Source organism: Pseudomonas sp. FSL L8-0168 (genome assembly GCF_037976155.1).
Classification (GTDB): domain Bacteria; phylum Pseudomonadota; class Gammaproteobacteria; order Pseudomonadales; family Pseudomonadaceae; genus Aquipseudomonas; species Aquipseudomonas paracarnis.
In genome coordinates, this window is record NZ_CP150262.1 from 2,936,615 (window position 1) to 2,952,500 (window position 15,886).

Genomic DNA, 15,886 nt, shown 5'->3' on the forward strand with positions numbered 1-15,886 from the left:
CTCCCCCGCAATGAGTGATGAGCACGAAGACCTTCCCTCCTCCGATTCCGCCATCCAACCGACGGTAGACACCAGCCGCCGGCGCTTCCTCGGCGGTGCGGCGGTGTTGGGCGTGGGTGCGACTTTGAGTGCCTGCGGCAATACCAGCGAAGCACCGAGCCCACCCGTGACCCGGCCGCTCACGCCTCAGGAGTTGGATAAGGCATTGCGCGAGCAGGTGAAGACCGTGGTGGTGATCTACGCCGAGAACCGCAGCTTCAACAACCTGTTTGCAGATTTCCCCGGGGTGGAGCAACCGCTGTCGGCGTTAACCGCCAAGGACTTCCAGCAGCGCGACCGCGATGGCAGCGTATTGCCTGCCCTGCCACCGAGCTGGGGCGGTGTGTTGCAAGTCGGCCCACAAACGGTGGACGGGGTGACTTACCCCAGCGAAGTGCAATTCCAGCAAAACCTGCCCAACGCGCCGTTTGCCCTCAAAGGCCCGCAGGGCGAAGACCTGCCATTGAGCCTGGTGACTCGCGACCTGTGGCACGTGTTCTACCAGAACCAGATGCAGATCAACGGCGGCAAGAATGATGGTTTTGTCGCCTGGGGCGATTCCGGTGGGCTGGTGATGGGCCATTACGCCCAAAGCCGTTATGCCCTGCGCCTGTGGGACGTGGCCAAGGAGTTTGTGCTGTGCGATAACTTCTTCCAGGGCGCGTTTGGTGGTTCGTTCCTTAACCACCAGTACCTGATCAGCGCCACCGCGCCGTTTTATCCCAATGCCGCGCAGTCGGTGGCCAAAGCGCAGATCGCCACGCTGCAAAGCGATGACCCTCGCGGCACACGCCTCAAACCCTTGGACACGTCACCGGCCAGCGCCATGTCCGGCCCGCCGCAATTCGGCCCCAGCGCACTGACACCCGATGGTTACGGGGTAAACACCCTGGCCCCGCCCTACTGGCCCACCTGGATCCGCGACCCGCAGAACCCGGATTATTCCAAGCCCGACCTGCCCAATGTGCTGGTGCCGCAAACCCACGAGCATATTGGCGACAAGCTGTCGAAGAAGAACATCGACTGGGCCTGGTACGCCGGTGCGTGGCAAGCCACCCTGGAGCAGTTCAAGGACTCCGGCGGCATCCCCAAGATCCCGAATTTCCAGTACCACCACCAGCCGTTCAATTACTTCAAACAGCAAGGGCCGCAAAACCCCGCAGAACGTGCCAAGCGCTTGCGCGACGGTGGCTTGGGCGATGAGTCGAGCACCAACCGGTTCTTCGCCGACGCCCAGTCCGGCAAGCTGCCCGCCGTGAGCTTCTACAAACCCCAGGGCAACCTGAACATGCACGCCGGTTATGCCGACGTGGCCTCGGGCGACCGCCATATCGCCCGCGCCTTGAAGGTGCTGCAAGAAAGCCCGCAGTGGAAAAACATGGTGGTGGTGGTGACCGTGGATGAAAACGGCGGCTGGTGGGACCACGTGGCGCCGCCCCAGGGTGACCGCTGGGGCCCAGGCTCGCGGGTGCCGGCGCTGGTGGTGTCGCCGTTTGCCCGCAAAGGCACGGTGGACCATACGGTGTACGACACGGCATCGATCCTGCGTTTGATCACCCGGGTGTTCCAATTGGAGACCCTGGACGGCCTCAAGCAGCGTGATGACGCGATGATCGCGCGCGGCCAGAAGCCCATGGGCGATCTGAGCAATGCTCTGCAGTTCAGCCTGTAGGGGCTTATCCAATAACGACATGCCGGGCGATTTAACACGCGATTTTCCTGGTCAGCCGCTACTGTGTGCAGGTGGGCTTCCATCCCGCGCAGACGGGCTTCGCTGACAAGGAATTGACTATGTTTAAACCGACCAGGCTGTCCTTCACCCTCGCCGCACTACTGGCGAGTGCGGTCGTACAGGCCGACATCGAGGTGCCACTGGGCAGCACGCAGCGCGTCACCCAGTTGTTCGCGTACCCCAATAACTGCAACGTGATCTGCTTTCGGCCATGGTCACTGGAGCAGACCGCCGAACACTATTTGAACCAGAGCCTGCAACGTGACGGTTACAGCCGGGCCAAGGTCAGTGTGAAGACCCACGACGGTCAGGTCATGGCGACCTTCAGCGGCGTGCCAGACGGTTACGGCCAGCCACTGACCACGCTGCTCAATACCGCCGACCTGGCTTACCAAGGTGCGCGCCAGCTCAACAGCGATGGCAAATGGGCCTACAACTGGTACCTGTTCCTGCCGTTAGGCATGGCCTTGGAAAACCGCAAAAGCATTGAGCTGTTGCACTTCCCTCCGGATTACTCGCTGACCCAGGCTCAGGATTACCTGGAATCGGCCACCACCGACCGCTGGGCCACCTTGTTAAGCGAAAATGGCGTACCGGCCACGGAAACGCCGGCGTACCAGACCATCATCGATATCGCGCCCATCGCTGCACCGTCCAATGCCGGCAAAGACTTGGAAACTGTCTACGGGTATTTCACCGACTACCAGACCCGCATGGTCAAGGAACTGAGCCTGCGCCCTGGCGGCGCGTTGCCGATGGTGGCCTTCGGCGCGCCGGTGCGTAGCTGGATCCAGCAACAATACGGGCAAACCGTGGGCGTGCTGAGCCTGGCGCAGATCAGCCCGGAGCCTGGCAAAACCGTCGCGGTATTGGGCGCCAACCACCCCAGCTACATTTGGTATGCCGCCAGCCCCGACAGCTATGACGGTGACGAGCAAAAAGCCGACGACGCCGGCTTGAAAGTGATGGGCCAGGACTTGAGCGCCGCCTGCTGGCAAGCCGGCATGGGCCAGAAGCCCGCCAGCGATGCAAATGTATTGCTCAAGGCCTGCCAGAACACGTGGCAGGTCACGCGCAAGGAGCAGACGTGTGAGTTGTTCTACACCTCGGTGCGCCACCTGACACCCGAGCAGGCCAACGCCAAGTGCGCCACAGCGCCCATCAAGGCGCAGTTGAAACAGCTGAGAACTGCCGCCCCCGCCCCCACCGTCACGGCCCCTGCGCTTTAAGGTGAATAAACCGTTTCTACTGTCAACTTTGACAGTAGAAATCGGATCCCACTTCGGCGAATCTTGGGCCGCGCCCATTTGCTGCAAGACTGGCCGCCAGGTCCGCAGGTCCATGCAGCCCCGTTCAGGAGAGTAATGAAAACTCGAGCCATGGATAAGGCTAAAGCGGCTGTGAATGACGGCCTCTATCCCTTTGAAACGCTGCAGGTGGAACAGGGTTACCCCTCGACCGCACAATTCAAGGTCGTGCGATACCCTAATGGCAAGAGGGGTGGAATCAAAGCGCGCATCGACTTTGACAGTCGAGTACGCATCGCCCTGGTTTCAGGCTACGCAGTCAGCGAGCGCCGCTCGCATACGCTGCAACTGTCGTCGCGTATCCACTTGTACGATAGCTGGTTCTGCGGCCTGATACGGCACTCCTGCAAGCCGAACGTGCTTCTGGACACCACGTACATGGAACTATGGACCCTGAACACCATTACCGCAGGCAGCCTGCTGACCCTGGATTACGCCATAACCGAAGACGCGCTGTACCGGCAGTTCGCTTGCCATTGCGGCGAGCTGAACTGCCGGGGTTGGATCACCGGCAGCAAAGAGCCGTTGAACGCCCAAGGCCTGGCCTGGTGGCACGAAAACAAACGGCTCTAGGCTTCGCCCAACGGACGCAGACGGTATTGCGGCGGCAGTTGCTCGAAGCCACTGATGGTGGTGTTCAAACTCTTCCAGCGACCGTCCTTGATGCCATAGATGCAGCCATGGATCGACAGGCTCTGCCCACGATGCCAGGCATTTTGCACAATGCTGGTGTGGCCGACGTTGGCCACCTGCTGGATCACGTTGAGCTCGCACATGCGGTCCACACGCTCTTCTTCGGTCGGCAACTGGGCCAGCACATCGCGGTTTTCGTAGTAAAGGTCGCGAATGGTGCGCAGCCAGCCATCGATCAAGCCGAACTGACGGTCCTGCATCGACGCACGCACGCCACCACAGCCGTAGTGGCCAGTGACGAGGATGTGTTTGACCTTGAGCACGTCCACCGCGTACTGGATCACCGACAGGCAGTTGAGGTCAGTGTGCAGCACCACGTTGGCGACGTTGCGGTGCACGAACAGGTCACCAGGCAACATGCCGACGATCTCGTTGGCCGGTACACGGGCATCGGAACAGCCGATCCACAGGTATTCCGGGGTCTGCTGGCGGGCGAGCTTGGCGAAGAATTCGGGATCTTCCTGTTTGATCGCATCCGCCCAGCGTTCGTTGTTATCAAGCAGGTCTTGTAGTTCGTTCATCAGGGAAGCCTCAGGAATGATGCGCAGGTTTGTGACTGACAAGCCCTCGTCCGGGTCACGCCAGGCGCTAATTAGCTTGAATTTTTTGGCTGCCATGCCTGTCCACACACTATAAGCCCCACAGTATGAGGATTGGCCATGACTGAATCACGACGTCCCTACGGCGCAACACAGCCGGAACCGATCGATGACAACGAAGACCGCATGGGTGAGATGCGCGAGCTGGATTTTGACGAGCAGGACCAGACTGCGGAAATCGGCGACGAGTTGCCGCGCCGTGAGCGCGACCATCTGATGCCCGACGAACGGGTGCGCGAAGCCGGGCTGACCGGCGCTTCGACGGATGATCATGAATCCACCGATGACGATATGAGCCCGCAGACGCTGATCCGTGAGGACGGCGCACGAGATGCGCAGGAGGAAGGCGAAGACAATGCCGCCGACTATGACTTGAGCGTCGTGGGAGAAAATGACATTGGCGGCGGGAGTGGGCTGGATGAGGCGGAACTGGCTGATCTGGACCCACTGAACGGCAAGCGCTGACCCTATGGGAGCTGGCTTGCCTGCGATGGTATCACTGCGGTGTTACTTGAAAACCGAGGTGCCTGCATCGCGGGCAAGCCCGGCTCCCACAGAGGCTCTGCACATAGGGGGCTGTGTATTTAATCAACCAGGGTGCAGGCCATCACGACTGCATCTTCGCGGCCACCCACAGCGGGGTAGTAATCCCGGCGACGGCCGATCTCGTTGAAGCCATAACGCTCATACAGGCGAAACGCGCCGGTATTGCTGTCCCGCACTTCGAGGAAGCATTCTCGCGCATTGGCGGCATAGGCGCGCGACATCAAATGCTCGAGCAGCGCCAGGCCCAAACCACGGCCCTGGTTTTCCGGTTTCACGGTAATGTTCAGCAGGTGCGCTTCATCGAGGATGATCTGCACCACCCCATGCCCCACTTGCTGCTCGCCTTCGAACATCAGCCAGATCTGGTACTTGCCCAGCCCGTCGAGAAAAATCCCGCGGGTCCAGGGGTGGCTGAACGCCGCGTATTCGATTTTCAGCACGGCGTCGAGGTCAGCCTCGGTCATCGGGCGAAAGGATAAAGCCTCACTCATCAGTTGTTTTCCAGCGCGCCATCAGCCGGCGCATGGCTTGCCAGACATCAGCCTTACGCTGTGGCTCTTCCATTAATAATTCCAGGCCCGGCAGGGCCCACACCGACCCCAGGCCTTCAACCTGCAGCTCGCGGTACCAGGCCTCAGCGTTGGCTTCACCGGCAAACCGCACGGCGGGCAGGCCAATCAGCCACAGGCACACGCAGGGCTCGTCTTCCAGGCGTGCCGAGACAAACCCCTGGACGAAATCTCGTGCGGCCTCCGGGCCCTGGTCCATGGTGCCGCGCACCAGCAGCGGCCAGCGCACCGGCTCACCGACGATCTGAGGACTGTCAGGCAGGCCGGCGGCGCGCAGCATGTCCTTGAGCAACAGGTAGGCCGGGTCGCGGGACTGGAAACGCTCGCCGGTCGGCAGTTCCACCAGCAACAGGCAACGCCCGGCCCGCAGCAATTGCAGGGCAAAGCGTGGCGGCGGCACCACGGGCGCCTTGGCCACCGGCGCAGCCTCCTCCACCACCTTGGCAGCCTTGGTCGCCGGCGCAGGGCGCGGCACTTCGATCTTGGCCCGCTCGACCGCCGGGCGCGTCTCTGGGGTGGGTTTGACCACCGCCACGGGCGCGGCCGCCTCTTCTCCCGACGACTCGAACGCCTCGTAGGGCTCAAGCGCCTGCAACAACTCGGGCCGCGATGGTGCGGCAAACGGCAGTTCGGTGCGGGGCAGCCAGTTGACCACCTGCATGGCGGTCAAGTAAGCGCGACGTCGGGACTCGATAAGCACAGCTCGGCCACTTGTGGATAAGTAAAGAGCGGGGATTCTACCGCTGTTCGGCCACAATCGCCCACTGCGCACTGACCGGCTGTGGATAAATCCCGCGCCTGATGCAGTACAATCGCGACTTTTAATCGCCAACCAGCCGGCCATTCCCATGATCGAACCCAAGCGCGTCCTGCGCGCCCTCGCCGAACACTGGGCCTTACTTGAGCCTCTGTGCGAACACTTCGACCAAGGCACCCTGAGCCTGGGCGAGCTGCGCGCGCAATTGGCCGCCCAACAACTGGACAGCACGCCCCAGGACATCACCAGCCTGCTGGACGTGTGGATTCGCCTGGATATCCTGGTGCCTGTCGCCAAGAGCCCGAACCGTTTCGAGCTCAACGCGCAGATCCACGACTTCCTCGCCTATCTTCGCAAGGAGCACCGGCTTGGCCTGTGCCTGGAAATCGAAGCCTACCTGCGCCACCTGGAGCGCCTGGCCGGTTATATCCAGGACGCCTTCGACATCCGCGACGGCCATGACCTGGCTCGGCAACTGCGCCTGCTGGATATGCGCGTGCGCGACGTGCTGAAAAAACTTGCCAACGACGAACAGGCCCTCGCCGCCGTGGCTGACCGCGCCAAGACCAGCGACCGCCAGATTCCGTTGCGCCAGCGCTACGCCGAAGTACTGGCGACCTGGGACGAATACGTCGAGCCGATGATCCAGTTGGTGAACGCCGACGGCGCCTTCGAGCAAGGCGTGCGTAAGGTGGAAAACGTGCTGCTGCGCATGCTCACCGAGCAACAGCGTCTTGGCCACCTGGTGGACGACGACATGCTGCTGCGCACCCACGCACGCATTCTCGAAATGCAAACCAGCGCCCAGCTGACCTTGCGCCATGCACGGGAGTTGCTGCTGCCGCTGCGTGAAGAAGCACGCCGGCATAACGCCGTGACTCGCGGTGCGGCGCTGGCCCTGTCGGCGATTCGCCGCAAAGGCCTGGACGCGGTGCCGCAAGCGGCGATGCCGATGTTCACGCGGCCGCAAAGTACCTTCCTGGGCAGTGCCAGCCAGGTCGAAGCCTATGTGTACGCCTTGGCGAATTTCGAGCCGAAACCGGCGCGTTTCCCCAAGGCGCACAAGTCGCACAAAGGCGAAGCCCCGCGCGCACCGCGTACGGTCAAGGAAATGCTTGAACGCTGCGAAGACGCGTTGCCAATGCCGGACCTGATGACCTGGCTGCTGGAGCAGGAACCGGACGGCGCCACCGATGAATTGCTGTACTGGTTCTCGCGCCTGTCCCGGGAAAAACGCTTCAAGCGCGAGCGCCTGGAACGTCGCGATTACCACACCCACGAGCACCAGGTCAGCCTGCGCTCCTTCGCCCTGCTCCCGGCCGGCGTCGATGCCACCGAGAATTCTGCGAGCACGCCTTATGCATCTTGATCTATCCGAACTGTCCCAACTGGCGCCGATCTTTCGCGAGCTGTTCAAGGGTTACCACGTCAGCCGCCGCGACCCGGAGCTGTACGCGCAATTGTCGAACTTCCAGGACCAGTACCGCACGCTGTTCAAGGCGCTGGGCTTTGAGCTGGTATGCGATACCCGCGGTTTCTACTACTTCGTCCCGGACACCGCCGTGGCTGCCGCGCAGGTGAACAAAACCGCCCAGCGCCTGGCCTTGTTTACTTTCATCATCGTCGAACACCTGGCCGACCAAGGCCGCGACCCGGTTGCCGTGCTCGACGGCGGCAGCCTGGGCCGTGATGAATTGCCTTCGTTGCTGGAGAAATACCGTGACCTGTTTATCCAGGCCGAGGTGCAAACCCAGGAAGAACTCGAAGAAAAAATCATGCGCCGCATGACCCAACTGGGTTTTGCCAGCGAAGACAACGGTATCTACCGCTTCCTGCCGCCGATGCACCGCTTCCTGGATGTATGCCTGTCGGTGCAGCAAGACCGCGACCTCGCCGCCAGCGTGCACAGCGTACTGCCACTGCCAGCACCGGTGATTATCGACGAAGACAGCGATGAGAAACTGCTGAAGACCGATGACCCGCTGGATTTGAGCGCCTTCACTGAGGAAAGCGAAGAAGATGCCCTGGCCCGTGCCATTGCCGAAGAACAGGAGACCGACGCATGAGTAAGGAACGCTACGGCATCCGCCGCTTCGCCCTATTGAACACCGCCGGTTACAGCCTGGGGTTGTTCCCGCTGGAAGAACCGCTGTCGGTGTACGGCGCCAACAACCTGGGTAAATCCGCCTCGATCAACGCCTTGCAGTTCCCGATCCTGGCACGTATGTCGGACATGAGCTTCGGCAAGTACACCCTGGAACAATCACGGCGCTTCTACTTTGCCACCGACACCAGCTACATCCTGGTAGAAGTCTCGCTGCCCCACGGCCCCCACGTCATCGGCGTGGTCGGCCGCGGCCCGGGCGGCGGCTTTGGTCACCAGTTCTTTGCCTACGCCGGCAAGCTGGACCTGGCCCACTACCAGAAAAACGACACCTGCCTGCGCCAGAAAGAGCTGTTCACCAACCTTGAGCGCGAGGGCCTCAAAGCCTACGAACTCAAGCCTGATGAGCTGCGGCGCTTGCTGGTAGGCGGGCATACGTCGATCCCGCTGGACCTGACCCTGATTCCGCTGCGCTCCACCAGCGAGCAGAGCCTGAAGACGTTCCGCGCGCTGTTTATCAACCTGCTACACATGCGCGAAATCACCGCGGCCAAGCTCAAGCAACTGTTCCTTGATGCCTTCGAACACAGCCTGCGTTCGGGCAGTGTCGATTACATCGCAGCCTGTGAAGAAGCCTTCCGCGATGTGCGACGCATGGAGCAGGACTACAACTCGCTGGTGGCAGCCGGCCCCTTGGTTGAAGCCTTGGCCAATGGCGTGAAACAGCGCGACGCCCTGCGCGGCAAACTGCATCGCCTGTCGCCACTGCTGGATTCATTGCTGGGCACTTGGTCGGACTACGCCAGTGCGCGCAAGGAAGAGCTGACCATCCAGGCCGAACACTACCGCAACGAGCAGGACGCGCTGCAAAACGACCAGCGCGGCGGCACACAGGAGCTGATGCGCCTGGAGCGGGAAATCAGTGGCATCCAGCGTTGGTTGGGCGAGTTGTCGGTGCTCAAGCACCGCTTTGCCCTGGTGGATGACGTCAAGATGCTGGAGCAGCAATTGCTCGCCGCCAAGGATGCCCACGATGAACTGGCGGGCGCCTTGGCGCAGTCGCGGCAGTTCAGCGCCGAGGACCTGGACGAGCGCCTGCGCGACCTGGAAAAGCGCTTGAAGTCGGTCAAGCAGCAGCTCGATCACGCGGACAACAACAGCTACGCCAAGCTGCGCGAAGAGTTCTCGCAGCAGGATGTCGAGCGCCTGATGCGCCTGTTCAACAGCTCGTTGTTCAGCCTGCCGCTGGGCGAACATGGCATCACGCTGGACGAGGACGGCCAGTGGGTCAAATCCCTGGAGCAGATCCTCGATGGCTTCAAGGGCGAGCGTTTTGAAGTGCCGGGGCTGTCCATCGATATCTCGCACATCGAGCCGCCGGCACTGCAAGCCCTGGCGGACCGCGCCGCGTTGCGTGACCAGAAAGAACGTCTGGAAAAAGAACTCAAGCAACTGAAAACCCAGCAGGCCGTGGCGTCCGACCGCGCTGCAAGCAAGACCCAGACCGAAGCGCTGTACCAGCAGGTGCTGGACGCCCAGAAGGCTTTGGAAGACTTCCGCCGCACCCAGACCCTGAGCGCCGAAGAAGGCGAGAAGCTGGAAAACCTGGCGCAGATGGAAGCCGCCCAGGACGAGTTGAAACGTTCCAGCGATGCCTTTACCGAGCGCGTCCAGCAACTGTCGGCCAAGCTGCAATTGGTCGGCCGCCAGATCGGCGATATGGAAGCCAAGCAACGCACGCTGGATGACGCCTTGCGCCGTCGTCAGCTCTTGCCGGCGGACCTGCCGTTCGGCACGCCATTCATGGACCCGGTCGACGACTCCATGGACAACCTGCTGCCGCTGCTCAATGACTATCAGGACAGTTGGCAGGGCTTGCTGCGCGCCGATGGCCAGATCGAAGCGCTGTACGCCCAGGTGCGTCTCAAGGGCGTGGCCAAGTTCGACAGCGAAGATGACATGGAGCGTCGCCTGCAGCTGCTGATCAACGCTTATGCGCACCGCACCGATGAGGCGTTGACGCTTGGTAAGGCACGTCGTGCGGCGGTCACCGATATCGCCCGTACCCTGCGCAATATCCGCAGCGACTACGACAGCCTGGAACACCAGCTGGCGCTGTTCAACCGCGAGATCAACAAGCGCCAGGTGTCCAACCTGCAGAGCTTTCGCATCGTGCTGGCGCCGAACAAGGAAGCCCTCAAGCATATCGACCAGATCATCCACAGTGCCGGTCAGTATGAAGAAGGCGAGACCCTCTCGGTGTTCGACCTCAGCCAGAGCGCCGAACAGGACAACAAGAACGAAGAAGCCAAGGAATACCTGGCTCGCCTGGTAGCCGCCAACCATAACCAGTTGGGCCTCAAGGACTTGTTCGAATTGGCGTTCGAGATCACCAAGGTCAACGGCCAGCCGGTGATCCATACCGACATCGACGGCGCTGCGTCCAACGGCACCACCATGACCATCAAGGCGCTGACCAACATGTACCTGTTGCTGCACTTGATGGACCGCGACCAGGCCGGTCGCGTACGGTTGCCGTACTACCTCGATGAAGCGGCAGACATCGATGAGAAGAACCAGGCCGCCTTGCTGGAAACCAGCTTGCAGCTGGGCTTCGTGCCGATCCTGGCGAGTGTAAAGCCGCAGGTCTCTGCCCAGGTGGCGATTGACCTGGAAGGCGGCAGCGGGCCGAACGGGATCTACATCGATGAGGCGGACTGGAAGTACATCCGTCGCCATGATGTGGTGAAGGCGACGATGAATGTACAGGCGGACGAGCCGGAGCTGGATGAAGTCTGACGGGTTGTACTGAAAGGCAAAAAGGCCGCGATCCTTTGGATCGCGGCCTTTTTTTCGGTTTGGGATTTGCGGTGTGTTTGTGGGCCTCATCGCGGGCAAGCCCGGCTCCCACAGGGATATGCATTTTCAGCAAGTATGCATTCCAACTATGGGAGCCGGGCTTGCCCGCGATAGCCGCGCCTCGGTTTATTTACCGAGTGGAATCTTAGGCGCCCAGGTCAGCCACTCATCCTCAAACTTGTCGAACAACGGGAACGTCTGCTGCGGCCGTGCCGGGTTACCCATGCGCTCGCCATCCGGGGTGGCAAAGGCGATCCCGCCGGCCACCAGCGTTTCCAGGGACTCGGTACGCACGGTCGCGCCCTTGAACAAGCCGAAGTCGAGGCCAAAGCCGCTGGTGTTCCAGAAGCGGCTGCCGCTGCGTACCAGCGGCGCGTACTTGGGTTCGATCAGGATGTGCACCAGCACGCGGTCAGCGGTCTGGCCCAACTCGTAGCCGGTGACTTTACCCACCGTCACTTCACGGTAGGTGACCGGTACCCCTTCCTTCAGCGAACCACGGCGGGCAGCGCTGAGTGTGAGGCTCAGGCCAGCCTCCTGATGCACCGCTTCGGGCGGCTGGGCCAGGGCGACAAAACTCTTTTGCGGGCCGGCATTTTTCGCGGCCGGTTGCACTTCGATGTATTGGCCGGTGACCAGGGTCTCCAGGTTAGCCGTCTTCATCAGGCCCAGTTCCGGCTTGACCACCCAGAACTGACTGCCCGTACGCGCAATGCGGTCCGCGACCTGAGTGATACGCGCCTTGAGCAGCACCGACTGCATGTCGGCACTGAGGTCGACACTTTCGATCTTGCCGACATCCAACCCCTTGAAGCGCACCGGTGTGCCGGCGCTCAGGCCGTCGGCGCGGTCGACTTTGATGGTCACCAGAGTGCCGTGCTGGTTGGCGGCATCACGGTCGGCATACAGGCGAAAGCGCGGGATGCGATGTTTCAATGGCACATTCGGTTCCGGCGTTTCGAAGGCGATACCACCCGCCATCAGGCTGGCCAGGGACTCGCTTTTGACCTGGATGCCGCCGGTGAGGCCGCCCGTAAGGGTGACGCCGCTGGCATTCCAGAAGCGCGTCGAGCCGTTGACCAGGCTTTCGTATTCCTTCTCGATATGAACGCCGATCACCAGCTGTTTTTTCTTGCGTGAAAACTGGTAGCTCTGCACCGAACCGACTTTGACCTGTTTGTACAGAATCGGGCTGCCGACATCCAACGAGCCCAGGCTGTCGGTGAGCAGCACCATGTGCAGCCCCGGGGAACGCAGGTCCAAAGGCGGGGCCTTGGCGCGGGCTACGTATTCGCGTTGTGGCGGGGTGCCTTTGTCGCCTGGGCGAATCGCGATGTAGTTGCCCTTGACCAAGGCCTCCAGGCCAGTGATGCCTGCCAGGGAGATGGACGGTTTGACCACCCAGAATTGCGTGTCTTCGACCAGGTAATCTTCAGCCAATGGATCGAGGGTCAGCTCGGCGCTGGCGCTGGACAGGTCCGGATCGATCTTCAGGGTTTTCAGGCTGCCGACCTGGATGCCTTTGTACATGACCGGCGTACGCCCGGCCTGCAGGCCTTCAAAGTCAGTGAGCTTGACCTTGACCTTGATCCCCGCTGCGGCGGCATCGAAATCTTCGTATAGGCGGAAAGGCAGGCTCGGGTCGGTGGGCGGGCTGTCTTTGCGGTTTTCAGGAGTGGCGAAGGCGATACCTCCGGCGACAATGCTGGAGAGGGATTCGCTGCGCACTTTCAAGCCGGAAAGGTTGGCGTCGATACTGATGCCGCTGGCATTCCAGAAACGCGTGTGTTTGCGCACCAGGTTGGCGTAGGTCGGCTCGATATAGACCTTGATCTCGACGGTGCTCTGGTCTTCAGACAGCAGGTAGCTTTTAACCTGGCCGACCTGAATCTGCTTGTAGAACACCGGGCTGCCACGGTTCAGCGAGCCCAGGCGATCGGCCTTGAGGGTCAGGTGCAAGCCGGGCTTGGCGTCGGATAACGGCGGTTCTTCGGAGAGCGCCTTGAACTTGCGCGTGGGCTCGCCGTCACCGGGGCTGGCGGCGATGTAGTTACCTGAAACCAGGGTTTCCAAGCCGGTGATGCCGGCAAGGCTGACGCTGGGCTTGACCAACCAGAAGCGGGTGTTGGTCTTCAGGTACTGCTCAACGTCCTTGTTCATCTCGATGGTGGCGATCACCCCGCGATTGCTGCCCTCGTCATCCAGGGCCAGGGTTTTGACCTTGCCCACGGTCATGCCTTTGTAGACCACTTCGGTCTTGTTGATCTGAATGCCTTCACCGCTCTCAAAGCGAACTTGAATCTCGATACCTTGCTGGGAATAGGCACGCCACCCCAGCCAGCCACCGATGATCAGGGCAATCAGGGGCAACACCCAAATGGCCGACCAGTTAGAGGCTGGGCGGGTTTTAGCTTTAGGCAAATCACTCATGGTCGTCGTCCGACTCCGTGTTATCCCAAATCAGTCGGGGATCGAAAGTTACTGCGGCAAGCATCGTCAAGATCACCACACTGGCGAACGCCGCAGCGCCGAGGTTGGCCTCGACACTGGCGAGTCGCCCAAAGTTAACGACCGCCACCAGGATGGCGATCACGAAAATATCCAGCATGGACCAACGCCCAATGAACTCGATAAAGCGATACATCACAATGCGTTGTTGCGCGGACAGTGGCTGGTGACGCTGCACCGAGAACAGCAGCAAGCCAATGCCGACCAACTTGAAGGTCGGTACCAGGATACTGGCGATGAACACCACGGCAGCGATAGGAAACATCCCGTGCTGCACCAATTGGATGACACCCGACATGATGGTGCTGGGGTCGCCTTGCCCGAGGGAGCTGACCGTCATGATGGGTAACAGGTTAGCGGGGATATACAGGATTGCGGCGGTGATCAACAGTGCCCAGGTGCGTGTGAGGCTATTAGGGCGACGGGCATGGATCAACGCGCCGCAACGGGTGCAGAGTTGCTCATCGGTATCCGCTTCCTGCTTGTTCAACTCATGGCATTCGGTACAAATCAGAATGCCTGCATCAATCGCCCGCATGGTCATTCTCTCCTGACAGCGCTTGCCAGATCTGATGAGGTGACATCACCACCTCAAGCAGAACTTGGACTATTAATAAACTGACGAAGCAGACCAGACCCAGGCCAATGGTGATGGAGGCCATATCGGCGAGCTTTACGATCGCCACCAGCACACCCATCAAGTAGACCTCCAACATCCCCCAATCCTTCATGTGGTGGTAGATGCGGTATAGCAGCAGCCCGTAGTTGCGACCGATGTTCCAGCGAATGCTGAGCAGCACTGCCAATTGGCACAGGAGCTTAAGCAAGGGGATGCCCATGCTGCACAGGAACACTACGGCGGCAACGCCTTGCATACCGGTATCGAACAGGCCGACCACGCCGCTCCACACGGTGTCCTCCGAGGACTGCCCGAGTAGATTGAGCTGCATGATGGGCAAAAAGTTCGCGGGGATGTACAGCAGCAGGGCTGCCAGTACCAAGGCGAGGCTGCGCTCGACCACATTGTGCCGATGAGCGTATAGCTCGTAACCACAACGTGGGCATTGGGCTTTTTCGCCGAGGGCGAGCGTTGGTTTGCGCATCAGCAAGTCGCACTCATGGCATGCCACCAGGTCGTCCAGCGGTAAATCCGACACCTCGCGGGCATCAACCGGATCGGGCATAGATAGGGCTCTGACTCTAATAATGGTTAGGTGGCTATTCTAGTGGTGTCGCTCAGAAATAACTGTGCAAATTGTCGGGCCAGTCAGGTCGCAGGTGGGGGCGGACAGGCGTGCGGGGACAAGGCGGACACTTTTCGAGCGCCCAAAACAAAACCCCAACTGCTTTCGCAATTGGGGTTTCGGAATTTAATCTTGACGATGACCTACTCTCACATGGGGAAACCCCACACTACCATCGGCGATGCATCGTTTCACTGCTGAGTTCGGGATGGGATCAGGTGGTTCCAATGCTCTATGGTCGTCAAGAAATTCGGGTACTGAGTCGTGGCCAACTGGCCTCGCTTCAGCAAATTGGGTATGGGATAGTTTTCGGTGTTTTGTGAGCGTCGAACTTTCGGTTCATTGCGTCTTCACACACCGCAATCTGGCCTCTCTCGAGTTCGCAAATTGCTTGGGTGTTATATGGTCAAGCCTCACGGGCAATTAGTATTGGTTAGCTCAACGCCTCACAGCGCTTACACACCCAACCTATCAACGTCGTAGTCTTCGACGGCCCTTCAGGGAACTCAAGGTTCCAGTGAGATCTCATCTTGAGGCTAGTTTCCCGCTTAGATGCTTTCAGCGGTTATCTATTCCGAACATAGCTACCCGGCAATGCCACTGGCGTGACAACCGGAACACCAGAGGTTCGTCCACTCCGGTCCTCTCGTACTAGGAGCAGCCCCTCTCAAATCTCAAACGTCCACGGCAGATAGGGACCGAACTGTCTCACGACGTTCTAAACCCAGCTCGCGTACCACTTTAAATGGCGAACAGCCATACCCTTGGGACCGGCTTCAGCCCCAGGATGTGATGAGCCGACATCGAGGTGCCAAACACCGCCGTCGATATGAACTCTTGGGCGGTATCAGCCTGTTATCCCCGGAGTACCTTTTATCCGTTGAGCGATGGGCCTTCCATACAGAACCACCGGATCACTAAGACCTACT

13 protein-coding genes and 2 rRNA genes (1 of these 15 only partly in view) are annotated in these 15,886 nt (G+C 60.5%); 7 read left to right on the forward strand and 8 right to left on the reverse strand.

Going from position 1 to position 15,886, the window contains the following annotated elements; all coding sequences use genetic code 11:
• Positions 1-10: 10 nt before the first annotated feature.
• From acpA to MHH62_RS13060, 3 genes are all read left to right on the forward strand, one after another.
• Positions 11-1,711 carry an acid phosphatase gene (acpA, locus tag MHH62_RS13050; protein WP_020301436.1) on the forward strand — a complete coding sequence of 567 codons (1,701 nt, stop codon included), beginning with the start codon at positions 11-13 and terminating at the stop codon, positions 1,709-1,711.
• A gap of 119 nt (positions 1,712-1,830) precedes the next feature.
• On the forward strand, positions 1,831-3,000 hold the full coding sequence (locus MHH62_RS13055) for a hypothetical protein (protein ID WP_198833890.1): 1,170 nt from the start codon (positions 1,831-1,833) through the stop codon (positions 2,998-3,000).
• Between the two features lie 135 nt (positions 3,001-3,135).
• Positions 3,136-3,651: a hypothetical protein gene (locus tag MHH62_RS13060; protein ID WP_014716787.1), complete on the forward strand. Its 516-nt coding sequence runs from the start codon at positions 3,136-3,138 to the stop codon at positions 3,649-3,651.
• On the opposite strand, the gene can is transcribed toward MHH62_RS13060, so the two are convergent.
• The gene (gene can, locus MHH62_RS13065) at positions 3,648-4,292 is read right to left on the reverse strand and encodes a carbonate dehydratase (RefSeq protein WP_003188288.1); all 645 of its coding nucleotides are present in this window, start codon (positions 4,290-4,292) and stop codon (positions 3,648-3,650) included. The genes MHH62_RS13060 and can overlap by 4 nt on opposite strands.
• A gap of 138 nt (positions 4,293-4,430) precedes the next feature.
• Here can and MHH62_RS13070 point away from each other — a divergent pair, with 138 nt between their 5' ends.
• The gene (locus tag MHH62_RS13070) at positions 4,431-4,835 is read left to right on the forward strand and encodes a hypothetical protein (protein WP_014716786.1); all 405 of its coding nucleotides are present in this window, start codon (positions 4,431-4,433) and stop codon (positions 4,833-4,835) included.
• A 119-nt stretch (positions 4,836-4,954) separates the two neighbouring features.
• Here MHH62_RS13070 and rimI read toward each other — a convergent pair whose 3' ends face one another.
• Positions 4,955-5,407 (reverse strand): ribosomal protein S18-alanine N-acetyltransferase, encoded by a 453-nt coding sequence (gene rimI, locus MHH62_RS13075; protein ID WP_003188286.1) that lies wholly within the window; start codon positions 5,405-5,407, stop codon positions 4,955-4,957.
• The gene (locus tag MHH62_RS13080) at positions 5,400-6,146 is read right to left on the reverse strand and encodes a hypothetical protein (protein WP_014716785.1); all 747 of its coding nucleotides are present in this window, start codon (positions 6,144-6,146) and stop codon (positions 5,400-5,402) included. Before MHH62_RS13080 ends, rimI begins: the two co-directional genes overlap by 8 nt.
• A gap of 187 nt (positions 6,147-6,333) precedes the next feature.
• Between MHH62_RS13080 and mksB the strand changes: the two genes are divergently transcribed.
• From mksB to mksF, 3 genes are read left to right on the forward strand one after another with little or no spacing between them, the layout of a single operon-like run.
• Positions 6,334-7,611: an Mks condensin complex protein MksB gene (gene mksB / locus MHH62_RS13085; RefSeq protein WP_014716784.1), complete on the forward strand. Its 1,278-nt coding sequence runs from the start codon at positions 6,334-6,336 to the stop codon at positions 7,609-7,611.
• The gene (gene mksE, locus MHH62_RS13090) at positions 7,601-8,308 is read left to right on the forward strand and encodes an Mks condensin complex protein MksE (protein WP_014716783.1); all 708 of its coding nucleotides are present in this window, start codon (positions 7,601-7,603) and stop codon (positions 8,306-8,308) included. The genes mksB and mksE overlap by 11 nt, the downstream gene beginning before the upstream one ends.
• Entirely contained in the window at positions 8,305-11,145 is a 2,841-nt protein-coding gene (mksF, locus tag MHH62_RS13095; protein WP_014716782.1) for an Mks condensin complex protein MksF, read from the forward strand. The genes mksE and mksF overlap by 4 nt, the downstream gene beginning before the upstream one ends.
• A gap of 186 nt (positions 11,146-11,331) precedes the next feature.
• On the opposite strand, the gene MHH62_RS13100 is transcribed toward mksF, so the two are convergent.
• From MHH62_RS13100 to MHH62_RS13120, 5 genes are all read right to left on the reverse strand, one after another.
• Positions 11,332-13,635 carry an MlaD family protein gene (locus MHH62_RS13100; RefSeq protein WP_019817032.1) on the reverse strand — a complete coding sequence of 768 codons (2,304 nt, stop codon included), beginning with the start codon at positions 13,633-13,635 and terminating at the stop codon, positions 11,332-11,334.
• The gene (locus MHH62_RS13105) at positions 13,628-14,251 is read right to left on the reverse strand and encodes a paraquat-inducible protein A (RefSeq protein WP_019817033.1); all 624 of its coding nucleotides are present in this window, start codon (positions 14,249-14,251) and stop codon (positions 13,628-13,630) included. Before MHH62_RS13105 ends, MHH62_RS13100 begins: the two co-directional genes overlap by 8 nt.
• Positions 14,238-14,897 (reverse strand): paraquat-inducible protein A, encoded by a 660-nt coding sequence (locus MHH62_RS13110; RefSeq protein ID WP_339233017.1) that lies wholly within the window; start codon positions 14,895-14,897, stop codon positions 14,238-14,240. Before MHH62_RS13110 ends, MHH62_RS13105 begins: the two co-directional genes overlap by 14 nt.
• Before the next feature lie 190 nt (positions 14,898-15,087).
• Positions 15,088-15,203: ribosomal RNA gene (gene rrf, locus MHH62_RS13115) — 5S ribosomal RNA — on the reverse strand.
• A 156-nt stretch (positions 15,204-15,359) separates the two neighbouring features.
• A 23S ribosomal RNA gene (locus MHH62_RS13120) occupies positions 15,360-15,886 on the reverse strand (it continues 2,370 nt past the right edge of the window).

Coding starts and splice junctions, on each gene's coding strand:
- MHH62_RS13070 (WP_014716786.1), top strand. CDS start 4,431: ATGACTGAATCACGACGTCCCTACGGCGCAACACAGCCGGAACCGATC.
- acpA (WP_020301436.1), top strand. CDS start 11: ATGAGTGATGAGCACGAAGACCTTCCCTCCTCCGATTCCGCCATCCAA.
- mksB (WP_014716784.1), top strand. CDS start 6,334: ATGATCGAACCCAAGCGCGTCCTGCGCGCCCTCGCCGAACACTGGGCC.
- MHH62_RS13060 (WP_014716787.1), top strand. CDS start 3,136: ATGAAAACTCGAGCCATGGATAAGGCTAAAGCGGCTGTGAATGACGGC.
- mksE (WP_014716783.1), top strand. CDS start 7,601: ATGCATCTTGATCTATCCGAACTGTCCCAACTGGCGCCGATCTTTCGC.
- MHH62_RS13110 (WP_339233017.1), bottom strand. CDS start 14,897: ATGCCCGATCCGGTTGATGCCCGCGAGGTGTCGGATTTACCGCTGGAC.
- MHH62_RS13100 (WP_019817032.1), bottom strand. CDS start 13,635: ATGAGTGATTTGCCTAAAGCTAAAACCCGCCCAGCCTCTAACTGGTCG.
- MHH62_RS13055 (WP_198833890.1), top strand. CDS start 1,831: ATGTTTAAACCGACCAGGCTGTCCTTCACCCTCGCCGCACTACTGGCG.
- can (WP_003188288.1), bottom strand. CDS start 4,292: ATGAACGAACTACAAGACCTGCTTGATAACAACGAACGCTGGGCGGAT.
- mksF (WP_014716782.1), top strand. CDS start 8,305: ATGAGTAAGGAACGCTACGGCATCCGCCGCTTCGCCCTATTGAACACC.
- MHH62_RS13080 (WP_014716785.1), bottom strand. CDS start 6,146: ATGCAGGTGGTCAACTGGCTGCCCCGCACCGAACTGCCGTTTGCCGCA.
- rimI (WP_003188286.1), bottom strand. CDS start 5,407: ATGAGTGAGGCTTTATCCTTTCGCCCGATGACCGAGGCTGACCTCGAC.
- MHH62_RS13105 (WP_019817033.1), bottom strand. CDS start 14,251: ATGCGGGCGATTGATGCAGGCATTCTGATTTGTACCGAATGCCATGAG.